Below are 12,940 nucleotides of genomic sequence, written 5' to 3'. Positions count from 1 at the left end.
CGCGACGCAATTTTGCCTTCCTCAACAGGAGACCTGCCTTGGACAGTAGCCCCAGTCGCTTGCGACAGGCCCGCGTGGCGCGCTAGCCCGGCAGTGTTCTGCCCTGTCTGGCCGCTCTGGCAAGACGGTGGTTTCCTGTAACCCCCGCTTCTCCTTCCCTCCACGTGGTCCTGCGCAATTTCTGGTTATTTCAACCGCGCCAACTGATGGCGTTCATGCGGGCGTGTGCCTGCGGAAGAGGTTTGCTATGGATTGGAAAGTATTTCTGCTGCGCGTCAGCATTGCCCTGGTGCTGGGGGCGCTGATCGGTGCCGAACGGCAATTGCGCCAACGCCTGACCGGGCTGCGCACCAATGCGCTGGTCAGTACCGGTGCCTGCCTGTTCGTATTGATGACCCAGGCGGTGCCAGGCATGGCGCCTGCCGATGCGTCGCGGGTCGCAGCCTATGTGGTGTCGGGCATCGGCTTTCTCGGCGGTGGCGTCATCATGCGCGATGGTTTCAATGTACGTGGCCTGAACACCGCGGCCACCTTGTGGTGCACGGCTGCGGTCGGCGTGCTGTGCAGCCTTGGGCTGATGATGGAGGCGGCACTGGGTAGCCTGGTGGTGCTCTGCGCCAACATCCTGTTGCGTGATATCGCCCAGCGCCTGGACCGTCAGGACGTGGTGCCGGCCAGCGAGGTGGAACAGCACTTCGAAGTCCGTATCGTCTGCCGCGGCGAGGACGAGATCCAGGTGCGTAGCCTGATGCTGCACAGCCTGGGCGATCCACAGCTGCGCCTGCAGTCGTTGCAGAGCCAGGACCTGGACAACCCTGCGCGCCTGGAAGTGCGCGCTGAGCTATTGGGCACCGCGCAGGCGCCGGCGCAACTGGAGCGCCTGGTCAGCAGGGTCAGCCTGGAGAAAGGTGTAAGCTCGGTGCGCTGGCAATTACAGCCGCAGGTGCTGGCGACGGATTAGAACGACAGGAGTGATTCATGCTTATCCGCCCTACCCTTGAACCAGACATCACGTGGCTGCCGGACGTCGAGCGCTCGGCAGCCCAGGCTTTTGTCAGTTGGCCGGCACTGGCCTGGCTGGCGCAAGGCGACGTCATGGATTGCGCGGCGCACAGGGCTTTCGTCGAGGCAGGGGGTAGTTGGGTGGCGCAGGACGCGACTGGGCGCATTGTGGGTTTTGCCTGCGCCCGGCTGGCGGATCAGGCATTGCACCTTCATGAAATATCGGTGCGCCAGGAGGCCCAAGGGCAAGGTGTCGGGCGCCGGTTGCTGCAGCAAGTGGTCGATGCAGGGCGCTGCGCCGGTGTCCGCGAGCTGACGCTGACCACCTTTGTGGATGTGCCTTGGAATGCGCCGTTTTATGCCCGTTTCGGGTTTGAGATGCTTCAGGAAAGCCGGCTTTGCGAACGACTCCGTGGCATCCTGGCCAGCGAGCATGCTCACGGTCTTCTCGGGCGTTGTGCAATGCGTCTGAACGTGGGGCTCTAGTTTTCATCGCGCCGCATGGCGCCCCCGCGATCTCCAGCCAGGTCAGCAATTCTGCCCTGCCGCCACACTTCCGGCCACGCAATACCCATCTCGCCCCTGCTGTTTGGCCTGGTACAACGCCCCATCAGCCGCCGCGACCAGCGCCTCGACAGTGCCCCCCTCCCGCGCCAGGTCGACCACCGCGATCCCGGCACTGAAAGACACCCTTCCCAATGGGCTGGCGGCATGTTCCAGCGCCTGACGGCGCAACAGCTGCTGTAACTCCTGCACCAGCAGTTCCGCGCCACGGCCATCGGTATCTGGCAGCAACAGCGTGAATTCCTCCCCACCATAGCGCACCGCCAGATCGGCCGGCCGTTTCAAGGCCTGTTGCAGCACCTCGGCAAAGCGTCGCAAGCACTGGTCGCCAGCCGGGTGACCGTAGTGGTCGTTGTAGGCCTTGAAGTAGTCCAGGTCCAGCATCACCAGTGCCAGGGGATAGCCTTGGCGCCGTGCACGGCGCAGTTCAGGTTCGAACACGCCATCCAGCCGCCGACGGTTACCCAGCCCTGTAAGGCTGTCGGTCAAGGCCAACGCTTTCAGCGTCTGGTGAGCCTGGAGCAGCGCCCGCTCGATCACGATCCGCTCGCGCAGTTGGCGCAGCACCACACCGCCAAACGCTGCCAGCCCCACCAACAACAGCAGCAAGACCGCCACCGACTTGATCGCATCGTACCGCCAGGGCGCGACAATGGATTCACGCGACAGCCCCGCTTCCACGACCAACGGGTAGCTGGACAACGCGCGATAGCCATACAGCCGAGGGGTACCGTCGACGACCGCTACCGCCTCGGCTACCCCTTCTGTGGCATACGGCAAGTGGTTGCGGAAGATCTCACTGTTGGCAAGACTTCGGCCTATCACCTGTTCCACGAACGGGCGCCGTACCAGGAGGGTGCCGTCGCGCTTGGCGAGCACCAGCGCGCCGCGCTCGTCGATCTTGAAGTCGCCGTAGTAACGCACGAACCACGCCACTTTGATGGTGCCAAGCAATACGCCGGCGAAGCTGCCGTCGGCATGCTCCAGGCGCCTGGAAATAGGAATGATCAGGTCGCCGGTGGAACGGCTGCGCACCACCGAACCGATATGTACACCAGGGTCGTTATGGCTGCGGTGATAGGCGAAGTAGTCCCGGTCGGCGTTATTGGCCTTGGGCGGGATGGCCGCCTGATCAGTGACGATCCAGCTGCCGTCCGGGCCGTAAACGAAAAGCCCGTGCAACTGCGGCATGATGCGTTTTTGCTGGGCCAGCAAGGCATGCAGGCGGGGCCGGTCGATGTGATCGAAACCATCGCCTTCCAGGCGCTCGGCCAAGGCACCGGTAATGGCGTCGACCTGGCGGATAGCGTCCTCGGCGTGCTGCGCCGTGGCCCGGGCCAGGTTGCTGACCATGTTCTCGGCATTGTTATAGGCAAAGCGGTAGTCGCGCCAGATGCGCCAACCTTCCACCAGTACAAATGCCAGCATCACCACCAGCATGAATGCCAGTACCAGGCGGAACAGCGCCACGGCGCGGCCCTCGCCACTGATGGCGAAAAGCCCATCGTCGTCCTGTTTCCTGGCTGCGCACATTGGAATCCCTGGCCCTACGGCGTTCGCCGTCTTCACTATAGTTCAGCGTCGCACGGCCGGAACCGGCGACAAAAAAGATTAAACCTTTTCCCCGCCTTCACCCTCAACCGTACGCGACATTGAGGTCGCGCCACGGTTTAAAGGAGTGAAGCATGAATAGTCTCTTCATCAGACGCGTTGGTTTTTCCATGGTGTTGGGCCTGGCATCGGTGCACGCAATGGCCGCGACTTCCGATGATTTCGTCGATGCAGCCACCGAGGCCGGCATTGCCGAAGTGGTGACCGGCAAGCTGGCTCAGGAGAAAAGCCAGAACGCCGAGATCAAGTCATTCGCCCAGCAAATGGTCACTGACCACACCCAGGCCAACCAGAAACTCGGCGACATTGCCCGCAAACTGGACATTTCGGTTCCGGATGAGGCCGCGATGACCGACAAGATCAAGAAAGTGATCCTGGAGTGGCGCGATGAGTCCTTCGACAAGTCGTACCTCAACAACCAGGTCGACGCTCACGAAAAAGCGGTGGAGCTGTTCAAGAAAGAGGCTGCATCGTCCGACAAGGCCGAGCTGAAGGCCTTTGCCAGCGAAACGCTGCCCAAACTCGAACAGCACCTGGAACAGGCCAAAGCCCTTCAGTCCAAGCACGGCAAGTGAGGCCGCACATGAGTAACGATGCATTGAAGACCGAAGTACTTACCCGCCTGCTGCATGCCCACCCCGAAGGCCTAGGCAAGGAAGTGCTGGACAACTACCGCGGTGAAAAGGCGGTGGCCGGCATGCTCAAGACGTTGCAGGAAGCCGGTTTGATTCATGACGGTAGCGTGGCGGTAAGCAATGATCACCAGATCAGCGTGCACTACCCGATCAAGCTGTCGGCGGCGGGCGTAGAGGCCGCCAGGCGCGCTGAAGGCTGACAGTCGTCTGTGGTGACCGTCGCCGGCAAGCTGGTTCCCAAGGGATCGCACATGGTTTGCCGGCGACGAGACCAGTAATCAAGGCCGTGGTCTACTCCTTTTTCTCAATGTCTCTAGGCGGCTTGGCCGGCCCCTGAGGGTCGACTTGAGGGTCTTCGGCATCCGGGGAGTCGGGGTCGAAACCAAGGTCGGCCTTTTTATCGGCCTGCTCGGCCGAGTGAGGCCCCTCTTTGTGTGGTGGTTGAGATCCAGGCATGGCGTTGTCTCCGGTGAGTGTCTAAGGAAGAAACCACCCGCCAGGAAAAGTTTGATTAATCTGCAACCGAGGCCAATTGCGCCCGACACTGCGCCAGCGCCTCATCACGCGCCTTCAACTGCTCCTCAAGCCACTGCAACTGCCGCGCCTGCTCGGCGCACACGTCGCGCCTGGCTTCAAGGCTCTGGGCTTGCACATCCAGCTGCCGACGCATCTCTTCGCTGGCGCCTTGTGCCTGGGCCAGGATGGTGCGCAGGCCCTGGATCTGCGCATCGCGTTGTTCCAGCAACTCATCCTGCGCCCGGCATTCGCTGGCCGCCTGACGATGCTCTCCCAGCAGACGCTCATTGTCACGGTGCAAACGGGTAAGTTCGTCCTGCTTGACGATCATGCCCTGCTGCAACTGACGTAATTCCACCTGCATCTGCTGCAACTGCGCTTCGTGGCGGCGCTGTTCCTGCTCGCGCTGTTCACGGCTGGCATTGCGGTAGTGCTCCAAGGCGTCGCGGGCATGGCGGTGCTTGTCTTCCAACGATTTGACCTGCTCGTCCTTGTCAGCCAGGCGCACCTGCAACTCACCCAGCGACTGGTTGAGGCTGGCACTGCGCAGCTGTTCGGCCTGCAGCGTGCTTTGCGTGGACAGCAGTTTTTCGGTTTCCGCGGCCAATGCCGCTGCATCGATCTTGTGTTGCTGATGCGCTGCGGCCAGTGCCTGCCGGGCAATTTCCAGCTGCGCCTCAAGCTGCTCGCGCTGTTGAGTGAACGTGCTCTCGGCCTGCTCGATCTTCAGGTCGGCCTCGTCCTGCAGCTGCGTTGCCAGTTGCCCGACCAGGCGGCTCAGCACATCGCTCAGCGCGACCCCGCCTTCGGACGCCACCGGCTGCTGGCCGTTCAGTTCCTTCAGGTAGCGGTGAATCGTGGTTTTGGAGCCGGTGTTGCCCAACTCGATACGTATGGCATCGATGCTGGGGTTCTCACCCCGGGCGATCAGTGCCTGACGCGCCTGCTGCACTACCACCTTGTTGATACCGCCACGGGCCATGCTTGCTCCTACGATTTTGTACTGTGTTATGTAACATGTAATTACGTACCAATTATGACGATAGCAAACCCCTACTGCAAACATTTCCTCAGGTGGAATAATCACGGCTTATCGCATGTAATGCACAAAACGGGCTTGTTTTCGATTCGATCACTTGGCTTTTATCAAGCCCACCTCAAGGTGCCCGGGTAGGCTCCCGAACAGAGTGATATCCAATAAAGGAAAAACACCATGAATCGCCCCGCTCCATCGAGGGTTCGCCTGTATGACGAAGACGATCTGGACAGTGTGCTGCGCTCGATGGCCCGCCAGGCCATGGCCTGCTTGCCTACGTCTGAAGTCGCGCTGGTAGGCATTCAGCGGCGTGGTGAGCCGCTGGCGCAGCGCCTGCAACTGCACCTGCAAGCACTGAACGGTGCTGCGCCATTGCCGCTCTACCCGATCAAGGTCAAGCGCTATGCAGACGACCTGAGCCTCTTGCATGCGCATACTCAACTCACCGAAAACCCGGAACTCGCCAAGCTCGACCTTGCCGGAACCACCTTGCTGGTGGTCGATGACGTGCTCTACGAAGGGCACTCTCTGCTACGCACCTGCGCCTACCTCGCCGAACTGGGTGCGCGCCACCTCATCAGCGCGGTGCTCGTCGACCGCCACGTCTGCCGCCAACCGGTGCATGCCGATATCGTCGGCATTCATCTGCAGGTCGCGGCGCAGGATATCGTCGAATGCCATGTGCCCCCCTACGAAGGGCAATTCTGCGTGGAGGTGGTGCGCCACGGCCGAACAGGCGATACCGCCTGATTCAACGGCCGGGTGCGGGGCCTTCTCGTCAGGATTGAGAATCAAGGCCTCCAGGCGCTACCTTGCACCGGGTGGTGCTGAGCCACTGACTACCCGTCGCCACCCGTTCGTCGTTCTTGCAGTCGTCAGCCGCACAGCCCTACACCACCAGAATATTGCAAGGCACCTGGTACAACACATGCTCGGTGGTACTGCCGAACAGACGGTCCAGCCCCCGTGCAATTGGTCGCCCCATGACCAGTGCGTCCACCGGCTGTGATTCAACGTATTCGCTGAGCACCGGGACCGGGCGGCCGAGCACGAAGTGGCAGCGTTCCGGCGGTGCGCCGAAGCGTTCGGCCAGTTTCCTGAAATCATCCTCCAGCGCTTGGCGCATGGGCTCGGCAATGTCACCGATGGCCCAGGCGGCATAGCCCATGTCGCCCATGTAGGCCATCGACAGATCGCAGGCGTGCAGCAGGTCCAGTTGCGCCCCTGTCTGCAAGGCCAAGGCACTGGCCTGCTGGACGATGCTGTCATTTCGGGCTTGCCCCTCTTCCGAGGTGTCGGCCACGTCCACCGCCGCCACGACCTGGCGCGGCAACGTCGGCCGGTTGGCCCCGAGCAGGTAGACCGGGACCGGGCAGTGGCGCAACAGTTTCCAGTCAAGCGGGGTGAAGAAGGCGCGCTTGAGCGCGGGCTCATGCTCGACCTGCTTGAGCAGCAGGTCCGGTCGCATCTCCATGACGTGTTCCAGGATGTCATCCTGCAGGTCATTGCTCCACGCCACCTCGGTCGTCACCTGCACGCCGGAGGCACGCAGCGCGTTCGCCTGGGTTTCCAGCTGTTGCTGCTGAGTGTGCCGGTAAGCCTCCCGCTCCGTTTGGTGCTTACCGGACTCCAGTAGCCAGAGTTTGTCCAGTGCTTCGAGCAAGGCGACAATGTGCAAGCTGGCCGATGCTGATCGGGCCAGTGCACCGGCCTGCTCCAGGGCGACCGCCTGGTGCAGCATTGGGCGCATGATCAGCAACAGGCGTTGATAGTGGCTCATGATTACCTCCAACGGTGGGCCGGCCTGATCACTCAGGTCGCTCGGGTTGCATCGAGAGGGGGCTTTCGGCGGGCAGTGATTGACTGCTGCTGCCAGCATCCAGTTCATGCCGCCCTTGGCGCTTGGTTTTTATCAAGCGTGCGAACGCCTGCAGCGTGGCTCAATGTCTGGCCTGTTGGCGCAGTTGCCGCACCTCGTCCTGAGCCTGGGTTGCCCGCCTTAGGGCCTCGTTGGCGGTCTGCTCGACCAGATCGATGCGGTAACACACTTGATCGGCGCGCAACCTTGCGGTGGCGGCGTTGTTCTCCGCCGACTCCAGGCGCGCATCGTATTCCTCGGCGCGCCACGCCGTGCAGCCTGACGCGGTAACCAGCAACAGGCTTGCCCACCCGCAAAGCACATAACGTCGCATGTCCGTACCCTCTTGCATGCCAGGACACGCTGAGTATCGCTGGCGGCGTGCGCTGCAGCCTGACATTTGTCAACCGCGAGCGGCCTTTTCACCGGGGTTGACCTTTATCAATCGGGGATGCTGTTGCGACTGTTGCAGTACCATGAGGTCAACGACATTCACCACCCTCACACGCACGTCTGGAGCCTGCATTGCCAATCAGGTATCGGGCGCTGGGGCTGGGCCTGCCATGATGACGAGATGCCCGAGGTGGTGCTTGCCTGTGCGAGCGATGTGCCGACGGATATTGGCGCGCCGCATATTGAGGAAGACATCGAACAGGTCCTCGTTCTGGTTCGCGGTGATCAGAGGCCGGGGCAGTACATCGACCGCCTGCAGGTCCTCCTGATCCGGTGGGTTGCGCGCAATGATCCGCAACGCCAGGTCGCGATCGGTGATCAGGCCGATGGGCCGACAACGCTCGCCGTCGACATGTTCGGCCAGCACAAGATCGCCGACATGGTACTGATTCATCATGCGCGCCGCGGCATAGATGGAGATACCGGGTGGTGCGGTGACCACGTCCCGGTTGCAGTATTTGCCAATGGACATCATGTTCTACCTCCACGGGCGGAGCCTCCTTGCTCCTCGATGCAGTGAGGGTGGGTGATCATTTACCGCTCTTGATCGGAATCACCTTTTCCGGATGGATGGCTTCGGCACGCTTGGGCAGGTGCACCAGCAGCACGCCCTTGTCGAACTGGGCGTCGATTTTCTCGGCGTCGACCCCACGGGGCAGCTGGAAAACCCGTTCGAAGCTGCCGTAATGGCGCTCGGACAGGTGATATTCCTTGCGTTTTTCGTCCACTTCCTCCTTTTTCTCGCCCCGGATCAACAGGTTGCCATTGACGAGCTTGATCTCGATATCCTTGGCATCCACGCCAGGCAACTCGGCGCTGATGCGGTATTCCTCGGCCAGCTCGCTGATGTCCATGGCCGGCATGCCGTGGGTGAACAGGTCACGCCGCCAGAACGGTTCGACATCGAACGGTGTGTGGCTGAACGGCATGCGCATCGGCCGCCGTCCAAAATCCTCGAACAGGCTGTCGATCTGGCGGCGCAATTGCTGGAAGGGCCGCCACAGCTCTGAAGGTTCGACGCTGGGTGGCGAACCTTCGGTTGGCTGGCTGGCGACGGGGGTAACAGGCACTTTCTTGGCAACGTCTGACATGGCGCCCTCCTCGAATGAGTGAATGAGTGATGCCTCCCAGGGAGACGCCTCGATCATGCGCCGTGGAGCAGCACCCCATTTGATCTTTATCAACAAGGTGAAGTCCCTGCCGCCCGCTGGTTTGATCCTGGTCAAAGTGCCGGGTTGGCCACGGTCTAGGCTGATTACAGCAAGTCATCATTACCGTGCGAGGCAGTCATGGACCGGGAGGGTGCCAGCGTCCGCTTGCTCCAGACATTGCCCGGCCTGGGCATCCAGCAATTCGTGCGCCTGGCCCTTTGCAGCCCGTCATGCAGCGAGGCAATGGCTGGCCAGTACTGTGTGCTCAGCGGTCGAACCGAGTGCTGGCCATGCAGTTACGTGACCCTGCCTGGCGTGGCCGGGCAATTTATCGTCAGCACCCAGAGTGCGCAGCCCTTGGGACGGGCGGGGGAACTGTTCGACTATTCCGGGCCGCTTGGCAGCGCTTGGCCGTTGCCCATGCAAAGTACAAGGTTGCTGGCCATCAGTCGCGCCGATGGCCTGCTGCCCTTGCTGGGTGCGCTGGATGAGATTCGCTGTTGGCTGCCCTGGATACAATTGCAGCTGTCACATGACGGCATTGCAGCTGAACTGCTGCCAGACGATTGTCGAACCTGGCTGTCGCTACTGCCGCGTGACAGCAGCAGTGGCTGGTGGCAAACCAGGCGCTTGCTGATCACCTTTCACCCGGACACGGTGTACTGCTGCGCACCGTCACAGGTGGCGCGCCAGGTAGCCCAGCTGTGCTGGCAAACAGGCGTAGCACCCCAGCGCATCTGGATACGCACGGATCATGTGGCACGTCCGATCTGGGGGGGGCACTCCGCCGAAAGCTGGCCTGTGCAACGCTATGACCGGGTGCTTGCCGCGCTCAAGTGGGCTCCTCCAGGCGGGTCAGGTTGACCAGGCCTTGCATGTCGATGAGCCTGACCTCACGCCCGGCGCACAGCACGAGACCTGCATGGACGAAGCGGCTGAACAGTCGGCTGACCGTTTCCAGCGTAAGGTCCAGGTAGTTGGCGATATCACCACGGGACATGGGCAGGTTGAACACATCCGCCCGCAACCCCCGCGCCTGGTAACGCGCCGACATGCCCAGCAGGAAGATCGCCAGCCGCTGCTCGGCACGCCCATGGCAGCAGCGCAGGTGCTCGTCCTTGCCCTGGATCCCCAGGCTGAGCATGTGCAGCAACTGATAACGCAACCCCGGAATCTGGCCGGACAGGTCCACCAGCTGATCCAGCCTGATGGAGCAGACCAGCGAGAGTTCCAGGGCAACGGCAAAGCTTCGGTAATGACTGGCACCAATAGCGTCCAGCCCGAGCATTTCACCCGGCAGGAGGAAGCCGGTCACCCGCTCGGTGCCCTCGGCATCGAGCAGAAAATTCTTGATCGCCCCAGAGCGCAAGGCAAACACGTGCTCCATGGGTTCATTGGCCTTGAACAGGTACTCACCCCGCTTCAATGGCCGGTTACGGCGGACAATTCGCTCCAGTTTGTCCACTTCGTCGGCGCTGAGGCTGGCGGGCAGGCATAGCCGGCTCAACGAGCACGCAAGGCACTTCACATGGGGCCTTGCCCCCATTTCTGCAGAGCCTGACATGACGATGCCTCCGCTTTTTTCAGGCAGGCATCTAATCAAGTTAGCGGCCCCACAAAACGTTCGCGGGCTGTCCGACCAAGGGTTGGATGCCACGCGAGGCGACCTGATGAAGATCAAACCGCCCCTTGCCCGCGCGCGCGTGCTCAAGCGTCGAACGCTTCGTTAAAGCCTGATCGTTTGCCTGGGCGCTATCCGCCAAAAAGTGATAGATCATGAAAATCAGTAGCTTGCTTGTAATTGTGTCCGAAGAAGATCGATACGATCCGGCTATACCCGCTTTTTTCTATCGGCTCGACAGGTCATGTGGGAAGCATTTGACAACTGTCAAGTCAGGGCAAGGTCCGCTGCCGAAACTGAACTTCCTTGTTCATTCGACACAGAGGACATTGCCATGGCACCCGCCGAAACTTCCCGAGTACATACAACGCCTTCGTTTCCCAAGCCTTCCGGTGAACACTGGATCGAAGCCCTCGAAAACGGCGTTCACGTGTTGATCAGGCCCTTGCAAGCCCAGGACCGAGAACGCGAAAAAGCCTTCATCGAACGGCTGTCGCCCGAATCGCGGCATTTCCGCTTCCTGTGCCAGCTCAGGGAGCCCGGTGAGGCCATGCTCGACCAACTGATGAAGGTCGACCAGGATCGCCAGGCGGCCTACGTCGCCCTCGCCCACGTGGATGGCGAATTGCAGGAAGTGGGCATTTCCCGCTACGCCACCGCCAGCGGCAAGGACGAGTGCGAATGTGCCGTTACCGTCATGGACAGCTGGCAGCACCATGGCTTGGGTCGCCTGCTGCTCAAGCACCTGATCGACCATGCCCGGGCCAAGGGCTTGCGGCAGATGTATTCGGTCGACGCAGCAGCCAACCAAGCGATGCGCGAGCTGGCCAAAGCGGCAGGATTCACCACCGCCGCTGACCCGGATGATCCCAGCCAGGTCATCCACCGGCTCTCCCTGATCTGAACTCTGGGCCGCCGCGCACTGACGGGTCAATGCGCGGCGGCCCGATTACGGGAGGCTCCCCATGAACGGCTCTTCGAAGAAATTGATGGAAAAACTCTACGGCAAGCGGTATCAGGTCGATACTGCCGATATTGCCCCGGTGCTTCATCAGTACGCCGAACCTTTGCCGAACCTGGATACGCCGGCATTCGCAGCGCTGTTCGACCGCTACGCTGACGCGCGCGTCATCCTGCTGGGCGAGGCAAGCCACGGCAGCAGCGAGTTCTATCGCGCCCGAGTGGCGATCACCCGGCGCCTGATCGAACAGCATGGCTTCAACATCGTCGCCGTCGAGGCCGACTGGCCGGATGCCGGGCATGTCGATCAGTACGTCCGAGGCTTGGCGCACTCGGCGTGGAAACGCCATATTTTCAGCCGTTTTCCAACCTGGATGTGGCGCAATAGCGAAGTCAAAGCCTTCGCCCAATGGCTGCACGGGCACAACCGCCTGCTGCCCACCGACCACCGCGTGGAATTCCGCGGCCTGGATGTGTACAGCCTGCGCAATTCCATCCATGAAGTCCTGGCGTATCTGGACCGGGTCGACCCGCATCTGGCCCATGAAGCCCGTCGCCGCTACGGTTGCCTGACGCCTTGGCAGGACGACCCCGCGCTGTACGGGCACTTTGTCGAGCACAGTGGCGTCATGCCATGCGAGCAACCGGTGATCCAGCAACTGAATGCCATGCTCGCCGAGCAATTGTCAGGGCTTGTCCGCAATGATGAAGCTTTTTTCAACGCCACGCAGAATGCCCGTGTAATCATCGCCGCAGAGCAGTACTACCGCGCCATTTACCGAGGTTCGACGGCGTCCTGGAACCTGCGCGACCGGCACATGTTCGATACCTTGCTCGCGCTGCTGGAACACCGTGGCCCCCACGCCAAGGCGGTGGTCTGGGCTCACAACTCCCATATCGGCAATGCCGCAGCCACGGAAATGGGCTGGAAAGGCCAGTTCAACATCGGCCAGCTTTGCCGCAGCGCTTTCGGGCACGACGCGGTGTTGATCGGCATGGCCACCGACCGCGGCCAGGTGGCCGCCGCCGATGACTGGGACGGCGACATGCAGATCAAGGAAATCCGACCTTCGCGCAGCGACAGCTGGGAGCATCAGTTCCGCCTCGCAGGCGTGCCAGCCTGCCTGAGCGACTGGCGCGACCCACAGCGCAAGGAGCTGCGCCATGTGTTGTCCACGGTGCTACTCGAACGCGCCATCGGCGTCATCTATCGCCCAGAGAGTGAACGGCTGAGCCATTACTTCGAGGCGGTGCTGGCCGAGCAGTTCGATGCGCTGCTCTGGTTCGAGCAGACCCGGCCGGTGACTGCCCTGCCCTTGCCGAAACAACAGCATCTTGAGCCAGAGGACGAAACCTATCCATTTGGTGTATGAGCCTCGGCCAAGCCCCATCAGACGGATATGCGCTGCAGGTACTTCACGAACCAGTCACCGGCGAGCGCCGCGGCCTTCGCCAAGGTGCCAGGCTCTTCGAGCGGTCCACCTGACGATTGAGCTCAGCAGGTCGAAGAGTAGTGACCTTAGGCCACGTGCC

The 12,940-nt window shown here is 61.6% G+C and carries 16 protein-coding genes and 2 pseudogenes; 9 read left to right on the top strand and 9 right to left on the bottom strand.

Annotated features, from left to right (window positions below):
• Nucleotides 1-247 precede the first annotated feature (247 nt).
• Both ACF8FB_RS17485 and ACF8FB_RS17480 read left to right on the top strand, forming a co-directional pair.
• Nucleotides 248-961, top strand: coding sequence for an MgtC/SapB family protein (locus tag ACF8FB_RS17485; protein WP_004374444.1), 714 nt, complete (start codon nucleotides 248-250; stop codon nucleotides 959-961).
• Between the two features lie 17 nt (nucleotides 962-978).
• Nucleotides 979-1,488, top strand: a complete 510-nt coding sequence (locus ACF8FB_RS17480; protein WP_010954127.1) for a GNAT family N-acetyltransferase — start codon at nucleotides 979-981, stop codon at nucleotides 1,486-1,488.
• A gap of 42 nt (nucleotides 1,489-1,530) precedes the next feature.
• Here ACF8FB_RS17480 and ACF8FB_RS17475 read toward each other — a convergent pair whose 3' ends face one another.
• On the bottom strand, nucleotides 1,531-3,099 hold the full coding sequence (locus tag ACF8FB_RS17475; protein ID WP_350297875.1) for a sensor domain-containing diguanylate cyclase: 1,569 nt from the start codon (nucleotides 3,097-3,099) through the stop codon (nucleotides 1,531-1,533).
• A 152-nt stretch (nucleotides 3,100-3,251) separates the two neighbouring features.
• On the opposite strand from ACF8FB_RS17475, the gene ACF8FB_RS17470 reads away from it, so the two are divergent.
• The gene (locus ACF8FB_RS17470; protein WP_010954125.1) at nucleotides 3,252-3,752 is read left to right on the top strand and encodes a DUF4142 domain-containing protein; all 501 of its coding nucleotides are present in this window, start codon (nucleotides 3,252-3,254) and stop codon (nucleotides 3,750-3,752) included.
• Between the two features lie 8 nt (nucleotides 3,753-3,760).
• The gene (locus tag ACF8FB_RS17465) at nucleotides 3,761-4,012 is read left to right on the top strand and encodes a hypothetical protein (protein WP_049587893.1); all 252 of its coding nucleotides are present in this window, start codon (nucleotides 3,761-3,763) and stop codon (nucleotides 4,010-4,012) included.
• A gap of 91 nt (nucleotides 4,013-4,103) precedes the next feature.
• Here ACF8FB_RS17465 and ACF8FB_RS17460 read toward each other — a convergent pair whose 3' ends face one another.
• Both ACF8FB_RS17460 and ACF8FB_RS17455 read right to left on the bottom strand, forming a co-directional pair.
• A complete protein-coding gene (locus ACF8FB_RS17460; protein ID WP_010954124.1) occupies nucleotides 4,104-4,268 on the bottom strand; it encodes a DUF6021 family protein in 165 nt (54 codons plus the stop codon).
• A gap of 55 nt (nucleotides 4,269-4,323) precedes the next feature.
• On the bottom strand, nucleotides 4,324-5,310 hold the full coding sequence (locus ACF8FB_RS17455; RefSeq protein WP_010954123.1) for a DNA-binding protein: 987 nt from the start codon (nucleotides 5,308-5,310) through the stop codon (nucleotides 4,324-4,326).
• Between the two features lie 231 nt (nucleotides 5,311-5,541).
• Here ACF8FB_RS17455 and ACF8FB_RS17450 point away from each other — a divergent pair, with 231 nt between their 5' ends.
• The gene (locus tag ACF8FB_RS17450) at nucleotides 5,542-6,114 is read left to right on the top strand and encodes a bifunctional pyr operon transcriptional regulator/uracil phosphoribosyltransferase (RefSeq protein ID WP_010954122.1); all 573 of its coding nucleotides are present in this window, start codon (nucleotides 5,542-5,544) and stop codon (nucleotides 6,112-6,114) included.
• Nucleotides 6,115-6,253: 139 nt separating this feature from the next.
• Here the strand turns inward: ACF8FB_RS17450 and ACF8FB_RS17445 are convergent, their stop codons facing one another.
• The 3 genes from ACF8FB_RS17445 to ACF8FB_RS17435 form a co-directional block, all read right to left on the bottom strand.
• Entirely contained in the window at nucleotides 6,254-7,144 is an 891-nt protein-coding gene (locus tag ACF8FB_RS17445; protein WP_010954121.1) for a universal stress protein, read from the bottom strand.
• 160 nt (nucleotides 7,145-7,304) lie between these two features.
• Nucleotides 7,305-7,556 carry a hypothetical protein gene (locus ACF8FB_RS17440; protein ID WP_010954120.1) on the bottom strand — a complete coding sequence of 84 codons (252 nt, stop codon included), beginning with the start codon at nucleotides 7,554-7,556 and terminating at the stop codon, nucleotides 7,305-7,307.
• Between the two features lie 69 nt (nucleotides 7,557-7,625).
• A complete protein-coding gene (locus ACF8FB_RS17435) occupies nucleotides 7,626-7,748 on the bottom strand; it encodes a hypothetical protein (protein WP_079732527.1) in 123 nt (40 codons plus the stop codon).
• Here ACF8FB_RS17435 and ACF8FB_RS17430 point away from each other — a divergent pair.
• Nucleotides 7,740-7,838: pseudogene (locus ACF8FB_RS17430) on the top strand (hypothetical protein); the annotation flags it as partial. The gene ACF8FB_RS17435 and the pseudogene ACF8FB_RS17430 sit on opposite strands and share 9 nt — an antisense overlap.
• A 141-nt stretch (nucleotides 7,839-7,979) precedes the next feature.
• Here ACF8FB_RS17430 and ACF8FB_RS17425 read toward each other — a convergent pair.
• Together ACF8FB_RS17425 and ACF8FB_RS17420 are read right to left on the bottom strand one after the other, a co-directional pair.
• Nucleotides 7,980-8,147 (bottom strand): annotated as a pseudogene (locus ACF8FB_RS17425) (CBS domain-containing protein); the annotation flags it as partial.
• A gap of 58 nt (nucleotides 8,148-8,205) precedes the next feature.
• Nucleotides 8,206-8,766 (bottom strand): Hsp20/alpha crystallin family protein, encoded by a 561-nt coding sequence (locus ACF8FB_RS17420; protein WP_049587895.1) that lies wholly within the window; start codon nucleotides 8,764-8,766, stop codon nucleotides 8,206-8,208.
• Nucleotides 8,767-8,964: 198 nt separating this feature from the next.
• On the opposite strand from ACF8FB_RS17420, the gene ACF8FB_RS17415 reads away from it, so the two are divergent.
• Nucleotides 8,965-9,690, top strand: a complete 726-nt coding sequence (locus tag ACF8FB_RS17415; RefSeq protein ID WP_060494848.1) for a hypothetical protein — start codon at nucleotides 8,965-8,967, stop codon at nucleotides 9,688-9,690.
• On the opposite strand, the gene fnrB is transcribed toward ACF8FB_RS17415, so the two are convergent.
• Nucleotides 9,659-10,390: a Crp/Fnr family transcriptional regulator FnrB gene (gene fnrB, locus ACF8FB_RS17410; protein ID WP_010954117.1), complete on the bottom strand. Its 732-nt coding sequence runs from the start codon at nucleotides 10,388-10,390 to the stop codon at nucleotides 9,659-9,661. The genes ACF8FB_RS17415 and fnrB overlap by 32 nt on opposite strands.
• Before the next feature lie 391 nt (nucleotides 10,391-10,781).
• Between fnrB and ACF8FB_RS17405 the strand changes: the two genes are divergently transcribed.
• Both ACF8FB_RS17405 and ACF8FB_RS17400 read left to right on the top strand, forming a co-directional pair.
• Entirely contained in the window at nucleotides 10,782-11,351 is a 570-nt protein-coding gene (locus ACF8FB_RS17405; protein WP_010954116.1) for a GNAT family N-acetyltransferase, read from the top strand.
• Nucleotides 11,352-11,412: 61 nt separating this feature from the next.
• The gene (locus tag ACF8FB_RS17400; protein WP_392510026.1) at nucleotides 11,413-12,780 is read left to right on the top strand and encodes an erythromycin esterase family protein; all 1,368 of its coding nucleotides are present in this window, start codon (nucleotides 11,413-11,415) and stop codon (nucleotides 12,778-12,780) included.
• The last annotated feature ends 160 nt before the right edge of the window (nucleotides 12,781-12,940 follow it).

This window comes from Pseudomonas sp. yb_2 (assembly GCF_043103905.1).
GTDB classification, from domain to species: domain Bacteria; phylum Pseudomonadota; class Gammaproteobacteria; order Pseudomonadales; family Pseudomonadaceae; genus Aquipseudomonas; species Aquipseudomonas alloputida.
Note: the sequence above shows the minus strand (reverse complement) of the source record. Positions and strands in the feature narration are given on the sequence as shown.

Bases quoted from the DNA above. Each gene is read 5' to 3' on its own strand.
- ACF8FB_RS17485 (WP_004374444.1), top strand. From the start codon at position 248: ATGGATTGGAAAGTATTTCTGCTGCGCGTCAGCATTGCCCTGGTGCTG.
- ACF8FB_RS17480 (WP_010954127.1), top strand. From the start codon at position 979: ATGCTTATCCGCCCTACCCTTGAACCAGACATCACGTGGCTGCCGGAC.
- ACF8FB_RS17475 (WP_350297875.1), bottom strand. From the start codon at position 3,099: ATGTGCGCAGCCAGGAAACAGGACGACGATGGGCTTTTCGCCATCAGT.
- ACF8FB_RS17470 (WP_010954125.1), top strand. From the start codon at position 3,252: ATGAATAGTCTCTTCATCAGACGCGTTGGTTTTTCCATGGTGTTGGGC.
- ACF8FB_RS17465 (WP_049587893.1), top strand. From the start codon at position 3,761: ATGAGTAACGATGCATTGAAGACCGAAGTACTTACCCGCCTGCTGCAT.
- ACF8FB_RS17460 (WP_010954124.1), bottom strand. From the start codon at position 4,268: ATGCCTGGATCTCAACCACCACACAAAGAGGGGCCTCACTCGGCCGAG.
- ACF8FB_RS17455 (WP_010954123.1), bottom strand. From the start codon at position 5,310: ATGGCCCGTGGCGGTATCAACAAGGTGGTAGTGCAGCAGGCGCGTCAG.
- ACF8FB_RS17450 (WP_010954122.1), top strand. From the start codon at position 5,542: ATGAATCGCCCCGCTCCATCGAGGGTTCGCCTGTATGACGAAGACGAT.
- ACF8FB_RS17445 (WP_010954121.1), bottom strand. From the start codon at position 7,144: ATGAGCCACTATCAACGCCTGTTGCTGATCATGCGCCCAATGCTGCAC.
- ACF8FB_RS17440 (WP_010954120.1), bottom strand. From the start codon at position 7,556: ATGCGACGTTATGTGCTTTGCGGGTGGGCAAGCCTGTTGCTGGTTACC.
- ACF8FB_RS17435 (WP_079732527.1), bottom strand. From the start codon at position 7,748: ATGCAGGCTCCAGACGTGCGTGTGAGGGTGGTGAATGTCGTTGACCTC.
- ACF8FB_RS17420 (WP_049587895.1), bottom strand. From the start codon at position 8,766: ATGTCAGACGTTGCCAAGAAAGTGCCTGTTACCCCCGTCGCCAGCCAG.
- ACF8FB_RS17415 (WP_060494848.1), top strand. From the start codon at position 8,965: ATGGACCGGGAGGGTGCCAGCGTCCGCTTGCTCCAGACATTGCCCGGC.
- fnrB (WP_010954117.1), bottom strand. From the start codon at position 10,390: ATGTCAGGCTCTGCAGAAATGGGGGCAAGGCCCCATGTGAAGTGCCTT.
- ACF8FB_RS17405 (WP_010954116.1), top strand. From the start codon at position 10,782: ATGGCACCCGCCGAAACTTCCCGAGTACATACAACGCCTTCGTTTCCC.
- ACF8FB_RS17400 (WP_392510026.1), top strand. From the start codon at position 11,413: ATGAACGGCTCTTCGAAGAAATTGATGGAAAAACTCTACGGCAAGCGG.